General features: G+C 40.3%; 17 protein-coding genes and 4 tRNA genes. 5 read left to right on the top strand and 16 right to left on the bottom strand.

The genetic code is table 11. From position 1 onward, the window contains the following. Positions 1-56: 56 nt before the first annotated feature. The 12 genes from rpoB to ACTS4L_RS03890 all read right to left on the bottom strand — a co-directional run bounded on the left by rpoB (position 57) and on the right by ACTS4L_RS03890 (position 9,500). The gene (rpoB, locus tag ACTS4L_RS03945; protein WP_440616675.1) at positions 57-4,148 is read right to left on the bottom strand and encodes a DNA-directed RNA polymerase subunit beta; all 4,092 of its coding nucleotides are present in this window, start codon (positions 4,146-4,148) and stop codon (positions 57-59) included. A gap of 176 nt (positions 4,149-4,324) precedes the next feature. Further along, complete coding sequence (rplL, locus tag ACTS4L_RS03940) at positions 4,325-4,699, bottom strand: 50S ribosomal protein L7/L12 (protein WP_440616676.1); 375 nt, start codon at positions 4,697-4,699, stop codon at positions 4,325-4,327. A 46-nt stretch (positions 4,700-4,745) separates the two neighbouring features. Further along, positions 4,746-5,264, bottom strand: a complete 519-nt coding sequence (gene rplJ / locus ACTS4L_RS03935; RefSeq protein WP_192484788.1) for a 50S ribosomal protein L10 — start codon at positions 5,262-5,264, stop codon at positions 4,746-4,748. Positions 5,265-5,504: 240 nt separating this feature from the next. Further along, complete coding sequence (gene rplA, locus ACTS4L_RS03930; RefSeq protein WP_440616678.1) at positions 5,505-6,200, bottom strand: 50S ribosomal protein L1; 696 nt, start codon at positions 6,198-6,200, stop codon at positions 5,505-5,507. Beyond that, positions 6,200-6,634, bottom strand: a complete 435-nt coding sequence (rplK, locus tag ACTS4L_RS03925; protein WP_192484786.1) for a 50S ribosomal protein L11 — start codon at positions 6,632-6,634, stop codon at positions 6,200-6,202. Before rplK ends, rplA begins: the two co-directional genes overlap by 1 nt. A gap of 113 nt (positions 6,635-6,747) precedes the next feature. Then, entirely contained in the window at positions 6,748-7,308 is a 561-nt protein-coding gene (gene nusG / locus ACTS4L_RS03920; RefSeq protein WP_440616701.1) for a transcription termination/antitermination protein NusG, read from the bottom strand. 73 nt (positions 7,309-7,381) lie between these two features. Further along, the gene (gene secE / locus ACTS4L_RS03915; protein WP_440616679.1) at positions 7,382-7,798 is read right to left on the bottom strand and encodes a preprotein translocase subunit SecE; all 417 of its coding nucleotides are present in this window, start codon (positions 7,796-7,798) and stop codon (positions 7,382-7,384) included. Positions 7,799-7,879: 81 nt separating this feature from the next. Next, positions 7,880-7,955 (bottom strand) — tRNA-Trp (locus tag ACTS4L_RS03910). A 27-nt stretch (positions 7,956-7,982) separates the two neighbouring features. Further along, on the bottom strand, positions 7,983-9,167 hold the full coding sequence (gene tuf / locus ACTS4L_RS03905; RefSeq protein WP_440616680.1) for an elongation factor Tu: 1,185 nt from the start codon (positions 9,165-9,167) through the stop codon (positions 7,983-7,985). A gap of 33 nt (positions 9,168-9,200) precedes the next feature. Next, a tRNA-Thr gene (locus ACTS4L_RS03900) sits at positions 9,201-9,276 on the bottom strand. A 53-nt stretch (positions 9,277-9,329) separates the two neighbouring features. Next, a tRNA-Gly gene (locus ACTS4L_RS03895) sits at positions 9,330-9,403 on the bottom strand. 12 nt (positions 9,404-9,415) lie between these two features. Further along, positions 9,416-9,500: transfer RNA gene (locus ACTS4L_RS03890), tRNA-Tyr, on the bottom strand. 156 nt (positions 9,501-9,656) lie between these two features. Here ACTS4L_RS03890 and ACTS4L_RS03885 point away from each other — a divergent pair. Next, positions 9,657-10,220, top strand: coding sequence for a DUF4124 domain-containing protein (locus ACTS4L_RS03885; protein WP_440651724.1), 564 nt, complete (start codon positions 9,657-9,659; stop codon positions 10,218-10,220). Between the two features lie 6 nt (positions 10,221-10,226). Here the strand turns inward: ACTS4L_RS03885 and ACTS4L_RS03880 are convergent, their stop codons facing one another. Continuing rightward, positions 10,227-11,705 (bottom strand): ATP-binding protein, encoded by a 1,479-nt coding sequence (locus ACTS4L_RS03880; protein WP_440651722.1) that lies wholly within the window; start codon positions 11,703-11,705, stop codon positions 10,227-10,229. Positions 11,706-12,180: 475 nt separating this feature from the next. On the opposite strand from ACTS4L_RS03880, the gene rpoS reads away from it, so the two are divergent. The 3 genes from rpoS (at position 12,181) to ACTS4L_RS03865 (ending at position 15,806) form a co-directional block, all read left to right on the top strand. Continuing rightward, positions 12,181-13,218: an RNA polymerase sigma factor RpoS gene (gene rpoS / locus ACTS4L_RS03875; RefSeq protein WP_440616685.1), complete on the top strand. Its 1,038-nt coding sequence runs from the start codon at positions 12,181-12,183 to the stop codon at positions 13,216-13,218. Between the two features lie 246 nt (positions 13,219-13,464). Further along, positions 13,465-14,736: a citrate synthase gene (locus tag ACTS4L_RS03870; RefSeq protein ID WP_440616687.1), complete on the top strand. Its 1,272-nt coding sequence runs from the start codon at positions 13,465-13,467 to the stop codon at positions 14,734-14,736. Between the two features lie 209 nt (positions 14,737-14,945). Next, positions 14,946-15,806: a sulfurtransferase gene (locus ACTS4L_RS03865; protein ID WP_440616689.1), complete on the top strand. Its 861-nt coding sequence runs from the start codon at positions 14,946-14,948 to the stop codon at positions 15,804-15,806. Here ACTS4L_RS03865 and ACTS4L_RS03860 read toward each other — a convergent pair. After that, positions 15,756-16,328, bottom strand: a complete 573-nt coding sequence (locus ACTS4L_RS03860) for a flavodoxin family protein (protein WP_440616691.1) — start codon at positions 16,326-16,328, stop codon at positions 15,756-15,758. The genes ACTS4L_RS03865 and ACTS4L_RS03860 overlap by 51 nt on opposite strands. 292 nt (positions 16,329-16,620) lie before the next feature. Between ACTS4L_RS03860 and ACTS4L_RS03855 the strand changes: the two genes are divergently transcribed. Further along, positions 16,621-17,889, top strand: coding sequence for an MFS transporter (locus ACTS4L_RS03855; protein WP_440616693.1), 1,269 nt, complete (start codon positions 16,621-16,623; stop codon positions 17,887-17,889). On the opposite strand, the gene serS is transcribed toward ACTS4L_RS03855, so the two are convergent. After that, positions 17,886-19,163 (bottom strand): serine--tRNA ligase, encoded by a 1,278-nt coding sequence (gene serS, locus ACTS4L_RS03850; protein ID WP_440616695.1) that lies wholly within the window; start codon positions 19,161-19,163, stop codon positions 17,886-17,888. The two genes, ACTS4L_RS03855 and serS, sit on opposite strands and share 4 nt — an antisense overlap. A gap of 23 nt (positions 19,164-19,186) precedes the next feature. Beyond that, the gene (gpmI, locus tag ACTS4L_RS03845) at positions 19,187-20,725 is read right to left on the bottom strand and encodes a 2,3-bisphosphoglycerate-independent phosphoglycerate mutase (protein WP_440616697.1); all 1,539 of its coding nucleotides are present in this window, start codon (positions 20,723-20,725) and stop codon (positions 19,187-19,189) included. Between the last annotated feature and the right edge of the window lie 290 nt (positions 20,726-21,015).

Here is a 21,015-nt window from a genome sequence, read left to right as displayed (position 1 = left end):
ATCAAAATGCTACAGGCTATGCCCATAGCTGTTTCATTACGACAACTAAAGTGTGTTTAGTTTTCTAAATCAGACTCAAGGTCAATATCAATACCTAATGCACGTACTTCTTTCATTAATACGTTGAAAGATTCAGGCAGACTTGCGTCCATCTTGAAATTGCCATCAACAATATTTTTGTACATTCTGGTACGACCGTTTACATCATCCGATTTAACCGTCAACATTTCACGAAGTGTATAAGCAGCACCATAAGCTTGTAGTGCCCACACCTCCATCTCACCAAAACGCTGACCACCAAACTGTGCTTTACCACCCAGTGGCTGTTGCGTAACCAAACTATAAGAACCTGTTGAACGCGCATGCATCTTGTCATCAACCAAATGGTCTAGCTTCAACATGTACATATAACCAACGGTTACATGGCGATCAAATGGTAAGCCAGTACGCCCATCATAAAGCTGCGCTTGGCCGCTTTCATTTAAGCCACAAAGTTTTAGAAGGTCTTTGATGTCTTTTTCTTTCGCGCCATCAAATACTGGTGTTGCAATTGGCACACCTGATCTTAGGTTATAAGCCATTTCAATCACTTGATCATCATCAAGCTGACTTAAATCAACTTTCTTATTACCAATCGTGTTATAGACTTCTTCTAAAGTCTTACGAATATCTTGTGCTTTTTGACTTGCTTCAAGCGCATCTGAGACTTTATGTCCTAATGCTCTTGCTGCCATACCCATATGTGTCTCAAGTACCTGACCGATGTTCATACGTGACGGAACCCCTAGTGGGTTCAGGACAATGTCCATAGGTGTGCCATCTTCAAGATAAGGCATATCTTCAATTGGTAGAATGCGTGACACAACACCCTTATTACCATGACGACCTGCCATTTTATCACCTGGCTGAATACGACGTTTAACGGCAACAAATACCTTAACGATCTTAAGAACGCCTGGGGACAAATCATCACCTTGGATAAGTTTTTTGCGTTTTGCTTCAAACTTTGTCTCAAAGTCTTTACGCGCTTGTTCAATCTGTGCTTTACAACGTGTAATTGTTTCCATCGTTGTTTCATCTTCGGCACGAATATCAAGCCACTGAACAAATTCAAGATTCTTTAAATACTCTTTAGTTATCTCTTGTCCACGTTTTAAGCCACCAGGCCCCGCTAGCGCTTTCTTGCCAGTTAGCTCTTGCAATAAATAAGAACGCACAGCACCTTCAACAATACGATACTCATCACGTAAGTCTTTACGAATACGTGCCAATTCTGCTTTTTCAATTTCAACAGAACGTTGATCTTTTTCTAAACCATCACGCGTAAACACTTGAACATTAATGACTGTACCATACATACCAGTTGGCATTCTTAATGAACTGTCTTTAACATCTGAAGCTTTCTCACCGAAGATAGCACGTAGTAGCTTTTCTTCAGGTGTTAACTGCTGCTCGGCCTTAGGTGTGATCTTAGCAACCAATACATCACCAGGTGCAACATTGGCACCAATATGAATAATACCGGCTTCATCTAATTTATTTAGTGCATGTTCACTGACATTAGGAATATCTGAAGTAATCTCTTCAGCGCCTAATTTAGTATCACGTGCAATACAGGTGAGCTCTTCAATATGGATCGAAGTATAGCGATCATCTTCAACAATACGCTCAGATAATAAAATTGAATCCTCAAAGTTAAACCCATTCCACGGCATAAATGCCACAAGAAGGTTTTGACCTAAAGCCAGCTCCGCCATATCAGTCGATGAACCATCTGCTAACACATCACCTTTTTTAACAACATCTCCAGGACGCACAATTGGACGTTGGTTAATACAGGTGTTTTTGTTTGAACGACGGAACTTTGTTAAGTTATAAATATCAACAACAGAGTCACCTTCATTGATTTCGTCATTACTAGCGCAAACGACGATACGACCACCATCAACTGCGTCAACAACACCTGAGCGCTTAGCAACAATACACGTACCTGAGTCACGCGCGACAATACGCTCCATCCCAGTACCCACTAATGGCTTCTCAGCTCTAAGTGTTGGCACCGCCTGACGTTGCATGTTTGAACCCATCAATGCACGGTTCGCGTCATCATGCTCCAAAAATGGAATAAGGGCTGCCGCAACTGAAACCATTTGTTTCGCTGAAACATCCATATATTGGACCTGATCAGCCGTTGTGAAAATTGCCTCACCTTTTGAACGACACTGAATTAACTCATCGGTTAGACGACCTTTTTTATCCATGGCAGCAGATGCTTGAGCGATCACATAATTGCTCTCATCAATTGCTGATAAATAATCGATCTTATCAGTGGCAACGCCATCAATCACCTTGCGATATGGTGCTTCTAAGAAACCATAGTGATTCGTGCGCGCATAACATGCCAAAGAGTTGATCAAACCAATGTTTGGACCTTCTGGTGTTTCAATCGGACATAAACGACCATAGTGTGTCGTATGAACGTCACGCACTTCAAAGCCGGCACGATCTCTTGATAAACCGCCTGGTCCTAACGCTGAAATACGGCGCTTATGGGTTACCTCTGATAATGGGTTATCTTGATCCATAAACTGTGACAATGCACCTGAACCAAAGAACTCTTTAATCGAAGCGGTAATTGGTTTAGCGTTAACAAGATCTTGCGGCATCGCACTTTCACGATCAACCATTGATAAGCGCTCACGCACTGATCTCTCCACTCGCACCAAACCGATTCTAAATTGGTTTTCAGTCATCTCACCAACCGCACGGATGCGGCGATTTCCTAAGTGATCAATATCATCAACATCACCGCGCCCATCACGAATATCAATCAATGTTTTGACAACATCAATAATATCTTCTTTAGTTAGAACACCTGACCCTTTGTCTGATTTACGTCCCAAGCGGTTGTTAAACTTCATGCGACCGACTGCCGATAGATCATAACGATCTTCTGAAAAGAATAGACCTTGGAAAAGATTCTCTGCTGAATCTTTTGTTGGTGGCTCGCCTGGACGCATCATGCGATAAATTTCAACTAATGCTTCATCACGATCACGACATACATCATTTCGCAACGTATCAGCAATATAGGAGCCACGATCTAAGTCATTAGTATCAAGCGTTTGGAATGTTGTAATACCGCGATCAGATAATTTTTCCAATAATGCAGGTGTAATCTCTTCATTAGCCTGCGCCAATACCTCACCTGACGTTTCATCAACGATACGTGAATATAACACTTTACCAACGACATAAGAAACAGGAACATCAATTTGATTTAAGCCTTGCTCTTTCATAAGCTTTGTATGTCTGGCAGTAATACGCTTGCCTTCAGCAACTAGCACTTTACCATCTGTATCAACCACATCAAAAGAGGCTGTTGTTCCCTTTAATGAATCCGGATCAAAAGTCATCATTAATGCGCCATCTTCGACAGCGAATTCAACCGGTTCATAAAAAATCTTTAATAGCTCATCCTCAGTGTAACCAAGTGCTTTTAGCAACACAGTAGATGGTAATTTACGACGTCTATCTATACGCACATAAAGTAAGTCTTTTGGGTCAAATTCAAAATCTAGCCATGATCCACGATATGGGATCACGCGCGCTGAGTGTAATATTTTACCTGAGGAATGGGTTTTGCCTTTGTCATGATCAAAGAACACACCTGGCGAGCGGTGCAACTGCGATACAACCACACGTTCTGTACCATTGATTACAAAGGTTCCGTTATCAGTCATTAATGGGATTTCACCCATATAAACTTCCTGCTCACGGACATCTTTAATCACTTTATCTTCTACTGGTGCTTCTTTGTCATATATCACCAATCTCAGCTTAACACGTAAAGGTGCGGCATAGGTTACACCTCTAATACCACATTCGTTTTCATCAAAAACAGGCTCACCTAAACGGTAGCTTACATAGTGAAGCTCGGAATACCCTGAAACGCTTGCTATGGGGAAAACCGATTTAAAAGCTGCTTCTAAACCGTTATTTTTACGGCTTTGTGCTTTCACATCTTGTTGTAAAAACTCTTTATATGAATTTACTTGAACAGCAAGCAAATATGGAACATCTAGAATATTAGGAAGGTTCCCAAATTCTTTACGGATTCTTTTTTTCTCAGCGTATGAGTACGACATCAGGCACTTCCTCTGACTACATTCGTTTTAACCACTAAATCATGCCAAAAGTTTGGAAAACTTTATTTATCTGCAATTACAGACACATCTACAAATGCTATTTGTTAGATAGCAGAAAAGGCCAACAGATAAAACACCTGTTAGCCTTTACTTTTTAACTTAAAATAATCGTTTGATTACTTAAGCTCAACCTTAGCACCAGCTTCTTCAAGCTGCTTTTTAAGTGCTTCAGCATCATCTTTAGAAGCAGCTTCTTTGATTGTGAAAGGCACGCCTTCAACAGCATCTTTTGCTTCTTTAAGACCTAAACCAGTTGCTGCACGAACTGCTTTGATCGCGCCAACTTTATTAGAACCCGCTTCAACTAAAACAACGTCAAATTCAGTTTTTTCTTCTGCAGCGGCAGCATCACCTGCAGCAGGAGCTGCAACTGCAACAGCAGCTTGTGCAGAAACACCGAATTTTTCTTCCATCATCTTAACCAATTCACAAACATCCATAACGCTCATTTCAGCAACTGCATTTAGGATATCTTCTTTAGTAATAGCCATTATATACTCCTATTAAATAATTTAATTTCAAAAACGAAAAGTGGTTTTATTTTGCATCACCAACAGCAGCGAATACACGAACAGCTTGCGCTGGAATCTCGTTAGCAGTACGCACAAACTTGGTAACAGGTGCAAGTAATACATTGCACAATAACGCAAGTGCGTCGTTTCTGCTTGGAAGCTTAGACATTTCTTCTAGCTTATCCGCGCCAAACAACTCACCGCCCATTGCTAAGTTCTTCACTTCAAAAGCTTTATGATCTTTCATAAAACCTTTAAATAACTTAGCTGCCGCACCTGGCTCTTCTTTCGAGAAAGCCAACACTAAAGGACCGACAAGCGCATCATTCATGCACTCAAACTCAGTTCCTTTAAATGCGATTCTTGCTAAGTTATTGCGAACAACTTTCAAGTATACACCTGATTCACGAGCCTGTTTACGTAAATCACTCATTTGATTCACAGTCAAGCCGCGGTAATCAGCTACCGCTGCAGACAATGCCAAGGATGCCTGTTCGGCAACTTCTGCCACAATCGCTTTTTTATCTTCAAGCTTTAGCGCCATTAGCTAATCCTCTTGTTTTTGTCTACGTTATTATTTAATACGATGTTGAAACCAAATAAAAAATTTTATTCTCTTCAAAGGTCACACGCACCGTCTGCGTAGGAAATTAAGCAATCTTGCGACCACACCTACGGTCTTTGACATCACTGACTTAACATGACATTAAGTAGCGACCCAAAGAAACTTGTTTAAGTCCTTAGCACAAAACCGCACCAAGGCACACAAAAAAGGCTCGTTATCTTAAACCTCGATTGTACTCATGTCAAGCATAATCCCAGGACCCATTGTACTAGATACCGTGACCTTCTTAATATAAACACCTTTTGCTGTTGCAGGCTTAAGTTTTTTAAGATCTGCCAAAAGCGTTTCTAAATTTTGCTGTAAAGCCGTTGGCTCAAAATCAGCTTTACCGATTGTTGTATGCACGATACCTGCTTTGTCAACACGGAAACGTACCTGACCTGCCTTTGCATTAGTAACTGCTTGAGCAACATCAGTTGTTACCGTACCTACTTTAGGGTTTGGCATTAAGCCTTTTGGACCAAGGATTTGACCTAACTGACCAACGACACGCATTGCATCAGGTGTTGCAATCACAACATCAAAATCCATGTTACCTTTCTTTACTTCAGCAGCTAAATCATCCATACCAACGATATCAGCACCAGCTTCAGTTGCCTTGGTTGCATTCTCACCTTGAGTGAATACAGCAACGCGAACCGTTTTACCTGTACCGTTTGGCAATACAGAGGCACCACGCACAACTTGATCAGATTTACGCGGATCAACGCCTAAGTTTACGGCAACATCGATAGACTCTTTGAATTTAACTTTTGAAAGTTCTTTTAAAAGGTTGAATGCATCAGTTGCTGAATAAGCATCTAGTTTATTTACTTTTTCAGACAAAGCTTTCATTCTTTTTGATAACTTAGCCATTACTCAACCCCCTCAACTTTAAGACCCATGCTACGCGCACTACCTGCGATTGTTCTAACTGCCGCATCCATATCTGCCGCTGTTAAATCAGGCTCTTTCGTCTTAGCGATTTCTTCTAACTGCTCACGGTTAACCGTGCCGGCAACATCTTTAGAAGGGTTTGAACTACCAGATTTGATCTTGGCAGCTTTCTTCAACAAGAACGAAGCTGGTGGTGTTTTCATTGTAAATGTGAAACTTCTGTCGCTATACACAGTAATCACAACAGGAACCGGCGCACCTTGTTCCATTTTTTGCGTCTGCGCATTAAATGCTTTACAGAATTCCATGATATTCACACCATGCTGACCCAATGCTGGACCAATTGGAGGACTAGGGTTTGCTTGCCCTGCTTTTACCTGAAGCTTAATATAAGCTTGTACTTTCTTTGCCATTATTTACTCCTACTTTGGGTATAACGCTATTTTACAAATAGCTTCCCTATTGTTTTTTACTTAACACCTAGCTAAGCACCTTATATCACTGACTTTAGTGCAGCGATAAACTCCTAAGCATCTTTCTCAACCTGTGAGAACTCAAGCTCAACAGGTGTAGAACGCCCAAAAATTGAAACCGCGACATGCACACGCGATTTTTCATAGTTAATTTCTTCAACCACACCAGTGAAATCAGCAAACGGACCATCCAATACACGAACCACTTGCCCAACCTGAAACGTAGTGCGTGGTTTTGGCGCTGTTTTATCTGCACCTGTTTTTAATGTACCTAAAATTCTTTCAGCCTCAACATTACTAATCGGCATTGGACGCTCACTCGTTCCACCAACAAAACCACTAACGCGCGGCGTGCGACGCACAAGCTGCCAAGCGGCTTCATCCATTTCCATCTGAATCAAAACATAACCCGGAAAGAATTTACGCTCACTTTTACGCTTTTGTCCTGCTTTCATCTCAACGACTTCTTCAGTTGGCACTAAAATCTTGCCAAAGAAATGCTCCAAGCCTTCTAACTTTATTTTTTCTTCAATCTGAGATTTAACCCGCTTCTCATAACCTGAATAAGCCTGAATAACATACCATCTCTTTTTGCCACCATTCTCTACTTCCATATCTGGCTGAGTAGCCTCTGTTTCGACCTGCTCATTTGGCAAATCTTTCTCATCCGCAGACATAAACAACCTCTTAACTTAATATCGCTTGAATAAGGTACATAAACAGCATACCCACAAAATAAATAATAACCGACGCCACAGCAACAATTGCCAAGACAATCAGTGTTGAGTTAATCGTCTCTTGACGTGTTGGCCATACAACTTTGCGCATCTCCAACCTAGCCTCTAAAACAAATTGCCAGCCTTTTGCACCTTGATTTGTTTGTCTACCAATTGCCAATAAAACAACAACACCAACGATAATAAGTACCGCCATCAATGCAGATGATTCGGTAAAAAGCGAGAAATACATACTCGAAAAAACAATGACTGCAGCGATGATCACCATCAATAACCACAACATCTTATTATTAGCGCTAGTTATCTGACGCATATCAGCTTTTTTAGTGGTGGTTGTCCACACTTTTTTAGTTACTGAATCTTTCATCTAGAAGCCTCATTTCCCACTACAAACAAAAACGGCGTGCAATCTTAACACAGATTAACACGCCGTTCAAGTCAATTTATTTGGCAGGCCAGGAGGGACTCGAACCCCCAACTTGCGGTTTTGGAGACCGCTGCTCTACCAATTGAACTACTGGCCTACAAAACTTATCGAGTTACCACTAATATTAAGCAAGGATCTTAGCTACAACACCAGCACCAACCGTACGACCACCTTCACGAATTGCGAAGCGTAAACCGTCTTCCATCGCGATCGAGTTGATCAATGTAACAACCATTTTAATGTTGTCACCAGGCATGACCATTTCAACACCTTCTGGCAATTCAACTGAACCAGTTACATCCGTTGTACGGAAGTAGAATTGAGGTCTATAGCCTTTAAAGAACGGCGTATGACGACCGCCTTCTTCTTTAGATAACACATAAACTTCTGCTTCGAACTTAGTGTGCGGCGTAATTGAACCCGGCTTACAAAGAACCTGACCGCGCTCAACATCATCACGCTTCAAACCACGAATCAGAATACCAACGTTTTCACCCGCTTTACCTTCATCTAGAAGCTTACGGAACATTTCAACACCAGTAACTGTAGTCTTTTGAGTATCTCTAATACCAACAACTTCAACTTCTTCACCAACTTTGATAACACCACGCTCAACACGCCCAGTAACAACCGTACCACGACCAGAAATTGAGAACACATCTTCAATTGGCAACAAGAAAGGCTTGTCAGTTTCACGTTGTGGCTCAGGGATGTATTCATCAAGCGTTTTACCTAATTCAAGAATAGCATCAACCCATTTTTGCTCACCAGCTAAAGCACCAGTCGCTGAACCTTTAATGATTGGCGTATCATCACCAGGGAACTCGTACTGATCAAGAAGTTCACGAACTTCCATTTCAACCAATTCCAACAACTCTTCATCGTCAACCATGTCACACTTGTTCAAGAAAACAACAATATATGGAACGCCCACCTGACGAGATAAAAGGATATGTTCACGTGTTTGCGGCATAGGACCATCAGCAGCTGAACATACAAGAATCGCACCATCCATTTGAGCTGCACCAGTAATCATGTTTTTAACATAATCGGCATGCCCCGGACAGTCTACGTGTGCATAGTGACGATTTGGTGTTTCATATTCAACGTGTGAAGTTGAAATAGTAATACCACGCGCCTTCTCTTCTGGCGCATTATCAATCTCATCGAACGCACGAGCAGCACCACCATATGCTTCTGAAAGCACCTTAGTGATCGCAGCTGTTAAAGTTGTTTTACCATGATCAACGTGACCAATTGTACCAACGTTAACGTGCGGCTTATTACGTTCAAATTTTTCTTTAGCCATTATTTGCTCCAAAGTTTTATTAACAAACCCAAATGGTGCTCACAACCAGATTTGAACTGGTGACCTCTCCCTTACCAAGGGAGTGCTCTACCTACTGAGCTATGCGAGCTTCAATCTTTAAAATTTTAAATTCTTTAAATACACTTTTTAAATCCCTTTATATGGAGCGGGCGATGGGAATCGAACCCACACTATCGGCTTGGAAGGCCGAAGTTCTACCATTGAACTACGCCCGCATTGGGAAATCGTGGTGGAGGGGGCAGGATTCGAACCTGCGAAGGCTGAGCCGTCAGATTTACAGTCTGATCCCTTTGGCCGCTCGGGAACCCCTCCAGCGTGCTGGCGACAATCATAGGGCTTTAGTTTTTAAAAATCAACTTTTTTTCATCGATTTTTTTGCCTATAATTTCATGCACCAGATTTTGAAAACTTAAGCAGTTAAGACGCGTGGAAGTATATACGAAAGCAAAATCATTTTGCCAGCATTTTTTGCTATTAATTTTAGTTTTTTTCATCTTCACAGCAAATGCTGAGATATATCACTGGCAGGATAAAAATGGCAACACTGTCTTTTCCAATACACCACCAAGTAAAAACACCAAAACAACAACAGTTAACACTCAAACAGTAAACGTTATTACCAAAACAAACACCAAAACTGACCATGAGGAGGATGACGAAGATGAGATTAATCTGCCACAAGTAATGACAGATAAACTCAAAGAAAAACTTTCCGAACATATCGACAATCAAAAAAGCACGCTTAATATCAAAATCACATCCCCTGCCAACAACACACATATTCATAATTTTTACCCGCTAATCCCCATTCAAACCTTGCCATCACTATCTGCCAAAGCCAAAGTGATGGTTATTGCGAATGAACATGAGGGCAGCGCAGTCTATCAAAACAATACATGGAATATACCAAGACCCTTTCCTGGCAAAAACGACATAAGCCTCTATGGCAAAACTGAAACAGGAGACCCTTTCTTCTCTGACTCAATCACCATGTATATTCATAACAGCCGTGTCAATCAGAATGCTAAATAGATGCTCTTAACTAACTCCCACCGCTTTACTCTCTGGAAAGCGTATCATTATTGTCAAACCTTGGCCTCCGTCCGAGGTACGCGCTGCTATCTGCCCATCGTGCAACCTAACAATCTCCTTAACAATGGAAAGCCCAAGCCCACTGCCTGCCTGCCCTGTTCCTGCTTCACGATAAAAACGATCAAAAATTCGCTTTTGCTTATCCTCAGCAATCCCAATTCCATTATCAACCACTTCAAATAACACTTCTGATTTTGCCACATAGCTATATAAGACAACTTTACCGCCATCTGGGGTGTAGCGAATGGCATTATCAATAAGATTTCTAAATAATATATTTATCAGCGTTTCACTAACATAAACAACTGCCGCGGATTTGCTTGGCAAAAACTCCAACTCAATATTTTTTTGCAGCGCCAATAGCGCTAACTCTGCAAGCTGATTCTCAGCAATGTTATTTAAGTTTACATTCTTTCTATCCGGCAAATCCTGCTGCGGCTCTAAGCGACTTAGTGTAAGCAGTTGATCAATAATATAAAAATAACGATCCGCCCCACTGATAATATTAGCAATGCGCTTTTTAATCTCAACCATATCATCCAAGTTAAGCGCAACCTCGGCTTGTGTTTTTAACGCAGCCAATGGGGTTTTTAACTCATGTGCCGCATCTCCGGCAAAACGCTTTTCACGCTCTAATACCTTACTAAATTTTTGAAATAGAATATTTAATTGATTTAATAGCGGAATCACTTCAGGTGGTGCTGTTTTGACAGCAATTGGCTCAAGCTTACGCGGGTCTTTTACCGCGATTGCACGGCGAATATCAGACAAAGGTCGCAATGCCAATTGCACCACAATAAATATAGACAGCAATAGAAATATATATAATGTGATCAAATCCCATAAAGCACTGCGAAATAAATTTAAAAACATTTGGTGCTTAAAATCAGAACTAACCAACACCACAATGCGATAGGGTTGATAGCGACTATTAATGCTAAACATATTCCACAGCTGTGATCCTTGCGCTGTTTTCAACTTCACGGTTTGAAAACTATCAAGCTCCGTCTTTTGAAAAGTAGAAACATCCGGCGAGCCGGTTGAATGTAAGATCAAACTGCCACTGCGACGGTCATAAACTTGGAAAGCAAACGAATCCTTATATACATTGTCAAACTGCGCGATTTTAGGTTTTAAGTTTCCTGCAATATTTTCCAGTGTTGTTAACGAGTTAGACTCTAGTAGGTCACTTAACTGGCGTTTTGAACTATCAGTAATCGCAGCGGACAATAAGGCATCAATCGCATTGGCACTATTAACCATTTGCATTTTAAATAGGTCTTCATTTTGTTGACGCATTTGATAGTAATTAAAAACACCCAAAATAAATATTGAACAACTAATAAGCAATATTAAGCAGATGCTTAAAAACTTTTGAATAGATAATCTATTATTAAGAAAAGTAAAGTAATTCGCGCGTTCCATAATGCTCAAAACATTCAAAGTAACTAGGCATATAAGATCTTACCCTAGCATATAAGTGGTTGCCCAATCATATCGAACTTATGAGTGATAATCTAGCATAACTCACTAAGACCTCTTGACTGGTGACACATCAAAGAGCAAATAAAGACACAAGAGAGACTACTTATAAATCAATTCATGGCAGCAAAATACAATACTTTTGCAGAGATCAACTATCAGACTTGCCATCTTGCTTATATTAAGGTTACGATAATCGCCGACAGGGACATAAAAATATCTGATAACATTTAATCATATAGCCTACAGCAGATTCATCATTTTGCTCTTTCGCATATGAGATGTTATTGCGATAATGTTAAAGGAGTATAAATTGGGTTGTTATGCAGCGAAACTACAATAAACAAATGTATAGTATGCCGCCCTTTTGATCACAACAATTCTAACCATTCTATGGTAGGGTAATAAGGAGATAGACGTGTTACAGCCAGATAACCAAAATAAGTTTGATGACAAAGCAAATAACGTCATTAACACGCTCACAAATGACTATGCTGAAGATAACGACAATGACGATGTCGAGAACAATAGTTATGCACCAGACAATTCTATTGATCATGATGACGATGACAGTGCGTTTAATAATACGGGGGTTGATACCCATGACTTTTCACACGTAGACAATGACGCCACGCGAATGTACCTTGTTGATATTGGTTTTAGACCATTACTAACAAAAGATGAGGAATTCTATTATGCTCAAAAAGTGCAAAAAGGTGACTTAAAAGCAAAGAATATCATGATCGAAAGCAATTTACGCCTTGTTGTAAAAATCGCTAAACGTTATAAACCACGCGGCAACAGCTTAAGCTTTCTTGATTTGATTGCTGAAGGTAATCTTGGTTTAATTCGCGCTGTTGAAAAATTTGACCCTGAGTTAGGTTGGCGCTTCTCAACCTATGCCACTTGGTGGATACGTCAAAACATTGAACGCGCACTCTTAAACCATCAACGCACAATCCGTGTTCCTGTGCATATACTAAAGGAGCTCAATGTATACCTGCGCGCAGCAACGGAACTGACTAAACTGCTTGATCACGAACCTTCCCCTGAGGAGATTGCTGAATTTATTGATCGTCCTGTTGAGGACATTCGCAAAATTCTCACGTCAACCGTACCGATGGATTCACTGGATGACGCTTATGATGACTCTAATCGCAGCATGCTCGATACAATTGCAGATGAACAAACCAGTGATCCTGAGGACATTCATTTACATCAAAAGGCAGCACAGTTTATTGATCAGTGGCTTGATGAATTAAGTGACAATCAACGTGCTGTGTTATCAATGCGCTTTGGTCTGCGTGGCTATGACATCCAAACCCTTGAGGAAACAGGCACACAAATTGGACTGACGCGTGAACGCGTGCGCCAAATTCAAGTTGATGCACTACGCCGCTTAAAAGTAATTGCTGCGGCCAATAATATTGATGCGAATCTATTCACTAAACAATAAGCATATAAATCAACATTATAGCTCTGATAAAATTTCGTCATTTCTAGCAAGCACTGATAAAGAATAAACCTCCCAACGCCAACTCTTTGGGTGTCTTTATTTGACAACTGTGGGGATATAAGCTTAAATGTGCCTCAAGATTTTTTACTTACCTGCACAAACCAAAACAACACTAAACCTCTGTTGTTGACCTATGTCACAGCTGAGTTTTTTGCTGTTTAAATGTGCCAAATCATGGAGATCAACATGTCTGAAACTGCTGTTTTAAACATCCAACACAAAAATTTATCATTAACGCTACCAATTCACACCCCCGTCTTAGGTCAACAAACTGTTGATGTATCTTCTTTAGTTAAAGAAGGTTTATTCACTTATGACCCAGGCTTTCTTTCAACCGCAGCGTGCTGGTCAAAAATCACTTATATTAACGGCGGTCAAGGTGTACTTCTGCATCGCGGTTATCCTATTGAGCAATGGGTTGAAAAATCGCACTACTTGAATCTTTGCTATGCCTTATTAAATGACAAATTACCAAGCTCTACTGAGGTTAATGCATTTAGTCAACGCATTTTAGATCACATGCCTGCATGCGAACATATTGCGCATACAATCAAGGCATTTCCACAAGACACGCACCCGATGGCAGCCTTAATGGCAGCAGTGAGCGTTATGTCTGCAGAAAATCAAAAAACAATGAATAAGAAAGATCCTGAGCAACAAATAGCAATGGCAGAAAAAATTATTGCACGTATTCCAACATTAGTTGCAATGACTTATCGCCATCGTAATGGCTTGCCTTTTATGGCGCCTAAGAAATCTTTTTCATATGCTGAAAATTTCTTATATATGATGTTTGCCGACAATGAAAATTATCAGCCAGATCCATTAGCCGCACGTGCCATGGATACGATTTTCATATTGCACGCGGATCACGAGCAAAACGCTTCTACTTCAACTGTACGTCTTGCTGGCTCCACGGGCACTGATCCATATGCAGCTATTGTTGCTGGCATTGCCGCTCTTTGGGGACCCGCGCATGGTGGTGCTAATGAAGCCGTCGTTAAAATGCTTGAGCAAATTGGTGATGTAAGCAATATCGATAAGTTTATTGAGCGCGCTAAAGATAAAGAAGATCCATTTAGATTAATGGGATTTGGTCATCGCGTATACAAAAACACTGACCCACGTGCAACAGCTATGAAAAAAGCATGTGAAAGTATTCTTAATCAAATGGGTGATAGTAATAACCCATTACTGCACATTGCCAAGAAACTTGAAGCTATTGCTTTAAATGACACATACTTTATTGAACGAAAACTCTTCCCAAATGTTGATTTCTACTCAGGAATCATCTTGAAAGCATTGGACATCCCAACCTATATGTACACACCCATTTTTGCCTTGGCTCGCACTTCTGGCTGGATCTCTCAATACCTAGAAATGTACAATGACCCTGCGATGAAAATCGGTCGTCCACGTCAGCTTTACATTGGCGAAAACAAAAGAGATTTACCATAATTATTGATTTATCATTTTTACCTTAACCAAACTTTGCAGTATTCTCTGAGTTAAGGATAACTTATGACACTTCAAAAAATTTTTCGTGATCACTGTGAGGTAAACTGTAATTACTATCCACATAACAATAGTCAAATAACACTGACCTTTATTCATGGCACGGGTGGGTGACAAACTCAATGGCATCATTTTAGATTGGATACTTAATCATGCTACATCTTAAAGAAACAACTTTTGTTAGCACAAAGTGGCTCTATGCCAACTTAAATCTACCGCAACTCGTCATACTCGATGCGACACTCAACGATAAAAAGTATAGTGCCTCATTTATTCCACAGAGTCGCTATTTTGATTTGAAGCAACACTTTAGCGACTTAAATAATTCTTTGCCACACACATTGCCCCAAGCTCAATACTTTGCCCTTGCTGCAGCAAAACTTGGCATCCATAACGATAGTATTATCGTGGTCTATGACCAGAATGGCATTTACTCGAGTGCGCGCTGCTGGTTGATGTTTAAAGCAATGGGACATCATAATATTTATATCCTAGATGGTGGTCTGCCGCAATGGCTCAATAATAATCTACCAACGACAACTAGCTATATTACAGCCACTACAGCATATTTTGCAGCTACGCTAACCAATGAGTACTTTTGTAGCAAAGAACACATATTGAATAATTTAAGTAACAACTACGCCATTGTCTTTGATGCACGATCACCAGAACGCTTTAGCGCACGAGAACCAGAGACACGTGATAACCTAAATTCAGGTCATATCCCACGCTCTATTAATATGCACTACGTCAGCGTCCTTGATCAAGGTTGCTTTAAATCAAAAAAAGCACTCACAACTATATTTGCTACTCATGCACCTGATTTACAACAACCACTTATTTTTACGTGTGGCTCAGGTGTCACTGCTTGTATATTAGCAGCAGCTGCAACGATTGTTGGTTATCACAACATCAGCGTTTATGATGGCTCATGGAGTGAGTGGGGAAAAAAGGAACTACAATTACCTTTTTGCCAAAAGGATCACATATTCTGCGATACGTCGCCCAAATAATTCAGCTGTTATTTTATCGCCAATAGGGGGGGTTACTTCAGGAGAATCGTTTTCTGATTGTGTCATGAGCCCCAAAGATCCACCCATCCGATTTAATGCTTCCAAATGTCCTCCATGATGCTCATTTTGCCCTGAGGTATTATCAATACCCAATGACAGCCACAACATACCATGCTGACAAGCAAAGGTGCATAGCTGCATTAACACGTTAAACTTATCACCACTTAGAGAGCCTGAGTTGGTGAAGCCTGCAGCGAGCTTATCTTTCCAGCCTTTTTTTAACCAGACTTTTGATGCATCATCCATAAACTTTTTAAATTGATATGGCACCGAGCCCATATACGTTGGCGCGCCAAATATAATCGCTTCGTAATCATTAAGCGCATCGACATCTTGCAATTCATCAACACTAATAAGCACCGCATGCACTTCTTTTGATGCATTGACACCCATTCTAATATGATCTGCTACCTTCTTAGTATGCCCATAACCACTGTAATAAACGATTGCTACATTTTTCATGTTAAAAATGATATTCATTCTTAAATAAAGTATTGGCATTGTAGCACGCCTAATGTGAGATTCAATAAAGCCTCTCATACAAAAGTATGCAATGAATCAAGAATAAGTTGCATCAGCCCCTTGTGGGATTGCTCGTGCTGCTTAAGCTGCACGGGTGAGGGGGATAATTGAAGCTCAACTTATTCTTCATTATTACTATGATCAATTTATCCTCACCAATTTAGGGTGCATTTCAAATTCAATATCTGCTAGACTTACGCACACTAAAAATTCATGCAACAAGTGTTTTCTTATGACTACTGATCAACGCCCACAAAAGGTTACTTTTTTTGGGTGTTTTTTATTTCTACTTGGCAGCCTTTTCTTTATCTATGAATATTTTGCACGCACATCACTAGACTCACTCAACGCCATGCCGCATAACGCATTTGCCCATAGCCTACATATCACTCCAGAGCAGCTTAGCCTTATTGGTGCGGCTTATGCCATTGCTTACTCTGTCATGCAAATCCCTGTAGGGATTATCCTAGATCGTTTTGGCGTACGCAAAGTGGGGACATTTGCTATTTTGTGGTGTGCTATTGGTGTTTTAATATTTAGCTTCGCCTCAAGCTTTTATTCCGCATTTATTGGTCGACTTTTCATTGGCTTTGGCTCAGCTTTTGCTTTTATCTTGCTCCTTAAAATCGTGCTTGATTGGTTTCCACATCGCATTCTAGGTCTTGTGGTTGGCATGACACAAATTCTTGGCGTGATCGGGCCCATTCTTTCCAACGTCCCCTTGGCTTATGCACTTGAATCTGTTGATTATCAGTGGCGTATTGTTTTTTATTTCATCACCATTGCAGGCATTATATTATCAGTCATTTTCTTGATATTTGCACGTGATCGTCAATCAGCAAAAAACATTCTCTCAATTAAAGCAGTCACCCTACAAACATTGTCACTTTTTAAATATCGTCAAATTCTTATCATCGCTATTTTTGCATTCTTTATCTATCCAGCAGCGGAGCTATTTGGTTCATTGTATGGCTCTAGCTATTTGGTCAGCATGGGCTACTCACAAATTTCTGCTAGCTCTGCCATTCAGTTTATTTGGCTTGGTATGGGGCTTGGCAGCCCCATACTAGGCTTATGCTCTGATTTGATGGGTAAACGCAAACCTGCGCTATATGTAGCTGCACTGATAGGTGTTATTGCCTCATCTATTATTGTTTGGGTACCAAGCCTTCATTTACACTTATATTATTTACTGTTTTTCTTATTTGGATTTGCAACAGGTGCTCAGGCAATTTCATTTAGTGTCGTGGTTGAAAACGTGCCTAGAAAGCTTGAAGCAACGGCAATGGCATTTAACAATATGAGTGTTGTTTTAGGTGCGGCAGTTATTCAAATATTGGGAGGTGTGACCTTAAGTAAAATTGCATTAAGCTCATCACAATTTAACACTCAGAATTATGAAGTTATGCTGAGTATTAGTATTGTCTTTTTTGCAGTGGCTTTTATATTCAGTCTATTTTTTATTAAAGAAACACATTGTCAAAGGCAAGTTATCAACTAAGCTTTAATGACATGTAAACCGCCCATATATTTGCGCAATACTTCAGGTACGACAATAGAGCCATCTTTTTGCTGATAATTCTCTAATACGGCAACAAGCGTTCTACCAACGGCTAAACCTGAGCCATTTAGAGTGTGTAATAACTCTGGCTTATTCATATCTTTTGATTTAAACCGCGCCTGCATACGTCTGGCTTGAAAATCACCACACCAACTACAAGATGAAATCTCGCGATAGGTATTTTGTGATGGAATCCACACTTCCAAATCATATGTTTTACGTGCTGAAAAGCCCATATCTCCTGTGCATAGAGTTAATACACGGTAGGGTAATTCTAGTTTTTGCAAAACCGCCTCAGCGTGTGAGGTTAACTCCTCCAAGGCATTTAAGCCTTCATCAGGTGCAACGATATGCACCATTTCAACTTTCTCAAACTGATGTTGCCTAATAAGCCCACGGGTATCGCGCCCGTAAGATCCCGCCTCACTACGAAAACATGGTGTATGTCCTACGAATTTCAGTGGTAAATTCTCAGCTGCAACAATTTCATCACGCACAATATTAGTGATGGGCACTTCTGCTGTTGGAATCAAACTAAATGGAAACTGCTCTTGGATATTAAAAAGGTCCTCTGAAAACTTCGGTAATTGCCCCGTGCCAAATAATGATTCTTTATTAACAAGATAAGGCACATAAACCTCATTATAGCCATGATCATTCACATGTAAATCAATCATAAACTGCGTTAACGCACGTTGTAATTGCGCGATTTCTTTTTTCAATACAACAAAACGACTGCCTGTCAATTTGACCGCTGCTTGGAAGTCCATGCCACCAATCTTCTCACCCAAATCAACATGATCCTTCACTTCAAAATCAAACTGTTTAGGCTCACCCCAACGTCTAATTTCAAGGTTATCATTCTCATCTTTGCCTATAGGAATATCATCAGATGGCAAGTTAGGCATTCTCGCAATAATCGCCATGATTTTATCTTGAATAGCTTTTAGCTCATCTTCTAGCGCTTTCAGCTCATCACCTAAGTTAGCAACTTCTGCCAAAATGCTTGATACATCTTTCTTTTGTGCTTTCAACATACCAATTTGCTTTGAGGCGGCATTGCGTTTAGCTTGCAAATCTTGTGTTTTCTGCTGAGCGATACGGCGCTCTTCTTCTAGTGCATTAAAGGCATTAATATCAAGCGCATAACCGCGCGTTAATAACCCTTTTGCTACTGCATCAATATCACTTCTTAATAGTTTTGGATCAATCATTTATTTTCTACTCACACTCATTTTTATTCAAATTCCAAAATAGACTTACCTGTCATTTCTCGAGGCTTATTCACACCAATAACTTCTAATATTGTTGGGGCAATATCTGATAATTTACCATCATTTAAAGCAACTGAAGCTTTCTTGCTACCCTGATAGATAAAAGGCACGGGGTTCGTCGTATGTGCAGTATGAATCTTACCGGTTTCAGGATCAACCATCTGGTCGGCATTACCGTGATCGGCAGTAATAAACAAATTACCATTAATAGTATGAACAGCATCAGCAACACGTCCAAGACATTTATCTAAAGCCTCAATTGCTTTTACTGCTGAATTATAATTACCCGTATGCCCAACCATATCAGAGTTAGCATAATTGCAGATAATCACATCGTATTTCTGCGCATCAATTGCTTCAACTAGCTTATCTGTTACTTCATAAGCACTCATCTCAGGTTGCAAATCATAGGTAGCCACTTTAGGCGAGGGTACCAAAACACGATCCTCACCGACAAATGGCGCTTCCTGACCGCCATTAAAGAAAAAAGTTACATGCGCATATTTCTCAGTTTCTGCAATTCTTAATTGTGTCATATTGTTATTTGCTAGCACTTCACCCAAAATATTTGTCAATTGCTCCGGTAAATACGCGACAGATGCATCAATATCGTCAGCATATTTTGTTAAAGTCACAAAATGCACTTTAGGAAAAACTTGGCGCTTAAAGCCAGAGAACTCACTATCGGTAAACACATGTGATAATTGACGCGCACGATCAGAACGGAAATTCATAAAAATAACACCATCACCATCCGCTATTGTCACTGAATGATTATGCTTTTGAATGATCGTTGGCTTAACAAATTCATCATTTTCATTGCGTGCATATGCCATATTTAATGCTTCTTCAGCACTGTTAGCAATGTACTCTGCTTTCCCGCTTGTCATTGCATCATAGGCTTTCTCAACACGATCCCAACGATTATCACGATCCATTGCATAATAGCGTCCACTAACACTTGCAATATAGCCAACGCCAAGTGCTGACAATAACGCGTCGACTTTTTGCAATGAAGCTTGAGCGGAACGTGGCGGCATATCACGACCATCTAAAAAAGCGTGAACGAATACTTTTTTCGCTCCTCGCTCAGCTGCTAGCTTAATCATTGCAATAATATGCTCTTCATGCGAATGCACACCACCTGGCGATAAGAGCCCCATAATATGTACAGCTTTGTCATCTGTCACAGCTTGATCAACCGTTTTGGTTAGCACCTGATTGTTAAAGAAACTTTTATCTTTAATTGCTTCATCAACCCGAGTTAGCTCTTGATAAACAATACGCCCTGAACCAATATTAATGTGCCCCACTTCCGAGTTGCCCATCTGCCCTTGCGGTAAACCTACCATTAAACCTGAGGCATTAATTAAGGTATGCGTTGAATGCTGCCAGATATTATCCCAATTGGGTTTATTGGCATTATTAATGGCGTTATCTTTATTTTCTTCACGATAACCCCAACCATCGAGTATCAATAGAACAGTTGTTTGCTTTTTCATAAAATCTCCATAAAAACAGATCATTCTATTGTATGCGCTCGATAGCCAAAAGGCTAGATAGTTGTAATCAAACTAGTAGAAACAAATCCGAGATAATCACCATGGAAGGTTTTACTATAAATCCTATGCCACAAAGCAAAAAGGCACCGTTAGGTGCCTTTTGATATTATGCTATTAGTTTATTTTGCGATGTCCCATCGTCTTTCAATGTCGAATAATTTGGCGGTGTCCTACTTTCACATGGCGAATGCCACACTATCATCGGCGTTATTCAGTTTCACTTCTGAGTT

Origin of the sequence: Cysteiniphilum sp. 19S12-1 (genome assembly GCF_052030685.1) — a bacterium.
Lineage (GTDB): Bacteria > Pseudomonadota > Gammaproteobacteria > Francisellales > Francisellaceae > Caedibacter.
This window is presented reverse-complemented; position numbering and strand designations above follow the sequence as displayed.

Bases quoted from the DNA above. Each gene is read 5' to 3' on its own strand.
- serS (WP_440616695.1), bottom strand. From the start codon at position 19,163: ATGATTGATCCAAAACTATTAAGAAGTGATATTGATGCAGTAGCAAAA.
- rplJ (WP_192484788.1), bottom strand. From the start codon at position 5,264: ATGGCGCTAAAGCTTGAAGATAAAAAAGCGATTGTGGCAGAAGTTGCC.
- ACTS4L_RS03880 (WP_440651722.1), bottom strand. From the start codon at position 11,705: ATGGAACGCGCGAATTACTTTACTTTTCTTAATAATAGATTATCTATT.
- ACTS4L_RS03855 (WP_440616693.1), top strand. From the start codon at position 16,621: ATGACTACTGATCAACGCCCACAAAAGGTTACTTTTTTTGGGTGTTTT.
- secE (WP_440616679.1), bottom strand. From the start codon at position 7,798: ATGAAAGATTCAGTAACTAAAAAAGTGTGGACAACCACCACTAAAAAA.
- rplL (WP_440616676.1), bottom strand. From the start codon at position 4,699: ATGGCTATTACTAAAGAAGATATCCTAAATGCAGTTGCTGAAATGAGC.
- gpmI (WP_440616697.1), bottom strand. From the start codon at position 20,725: ATGAAAAAGCAAACAACTGTTCTATTGATACTCGATGGTTGGGGTTAT.
- nusG (WP_440616701.1), bottom strand. From the start codon at position 7,308: ATGGAAGTAGAGAATGGTGGCAAAAAGAGATGGTATGTTATTCAGGCT.
- rplK (WP_192484786.1), bottom strand. From the start codon at position 6,634: ATGGCAAAGAAAGTACAAGCTTATATTAAGCTTCAGGTAAAAGCAGGG.
- ACTS4L_RS03860 (WP_440616691.1), bottom strand. From the start codon at position 16,328: ATGAAAAATGTAGCAATCGTTTATTACAGTGGTTATGGGCATACTAAG.
- ACTS4L_RS03870 (WP_440616687.1), top strand. From the start codon at position 13,465: ATGTCTGAAACTGCTGTTTTAAACATCCAACACAAAAATTTATCATTA.
- tuf (WP_440616680.1), bottom strand. From the start codon at position 9,167: ATGGCTAAAGAAAAATTTGAACGTAATAAGCCGCACGTTAACGTTGGT.
- rplA (WP_440616678.1), bottom strand. From the start codon at position 6,200: ATGGCTAAGTTATCAAAAAGAATGAAAGCTTTGTCTGAAAAAGTAAAT.
- rpoB (WP_440616675.1), bottom strand. From the start codon at position 4,148: ATGTCGTACTCATACGCTGAGAAAAAAAGAATCCGTAAAGAATTTGGG.
- ACTS4L_RS03865 (WP_440616689.1), top strand. From the start codon at position 14,946: ATGCTACATCTTAAAGAAACAACTTTTGTTAGCACAAAGTGGCTCTAT.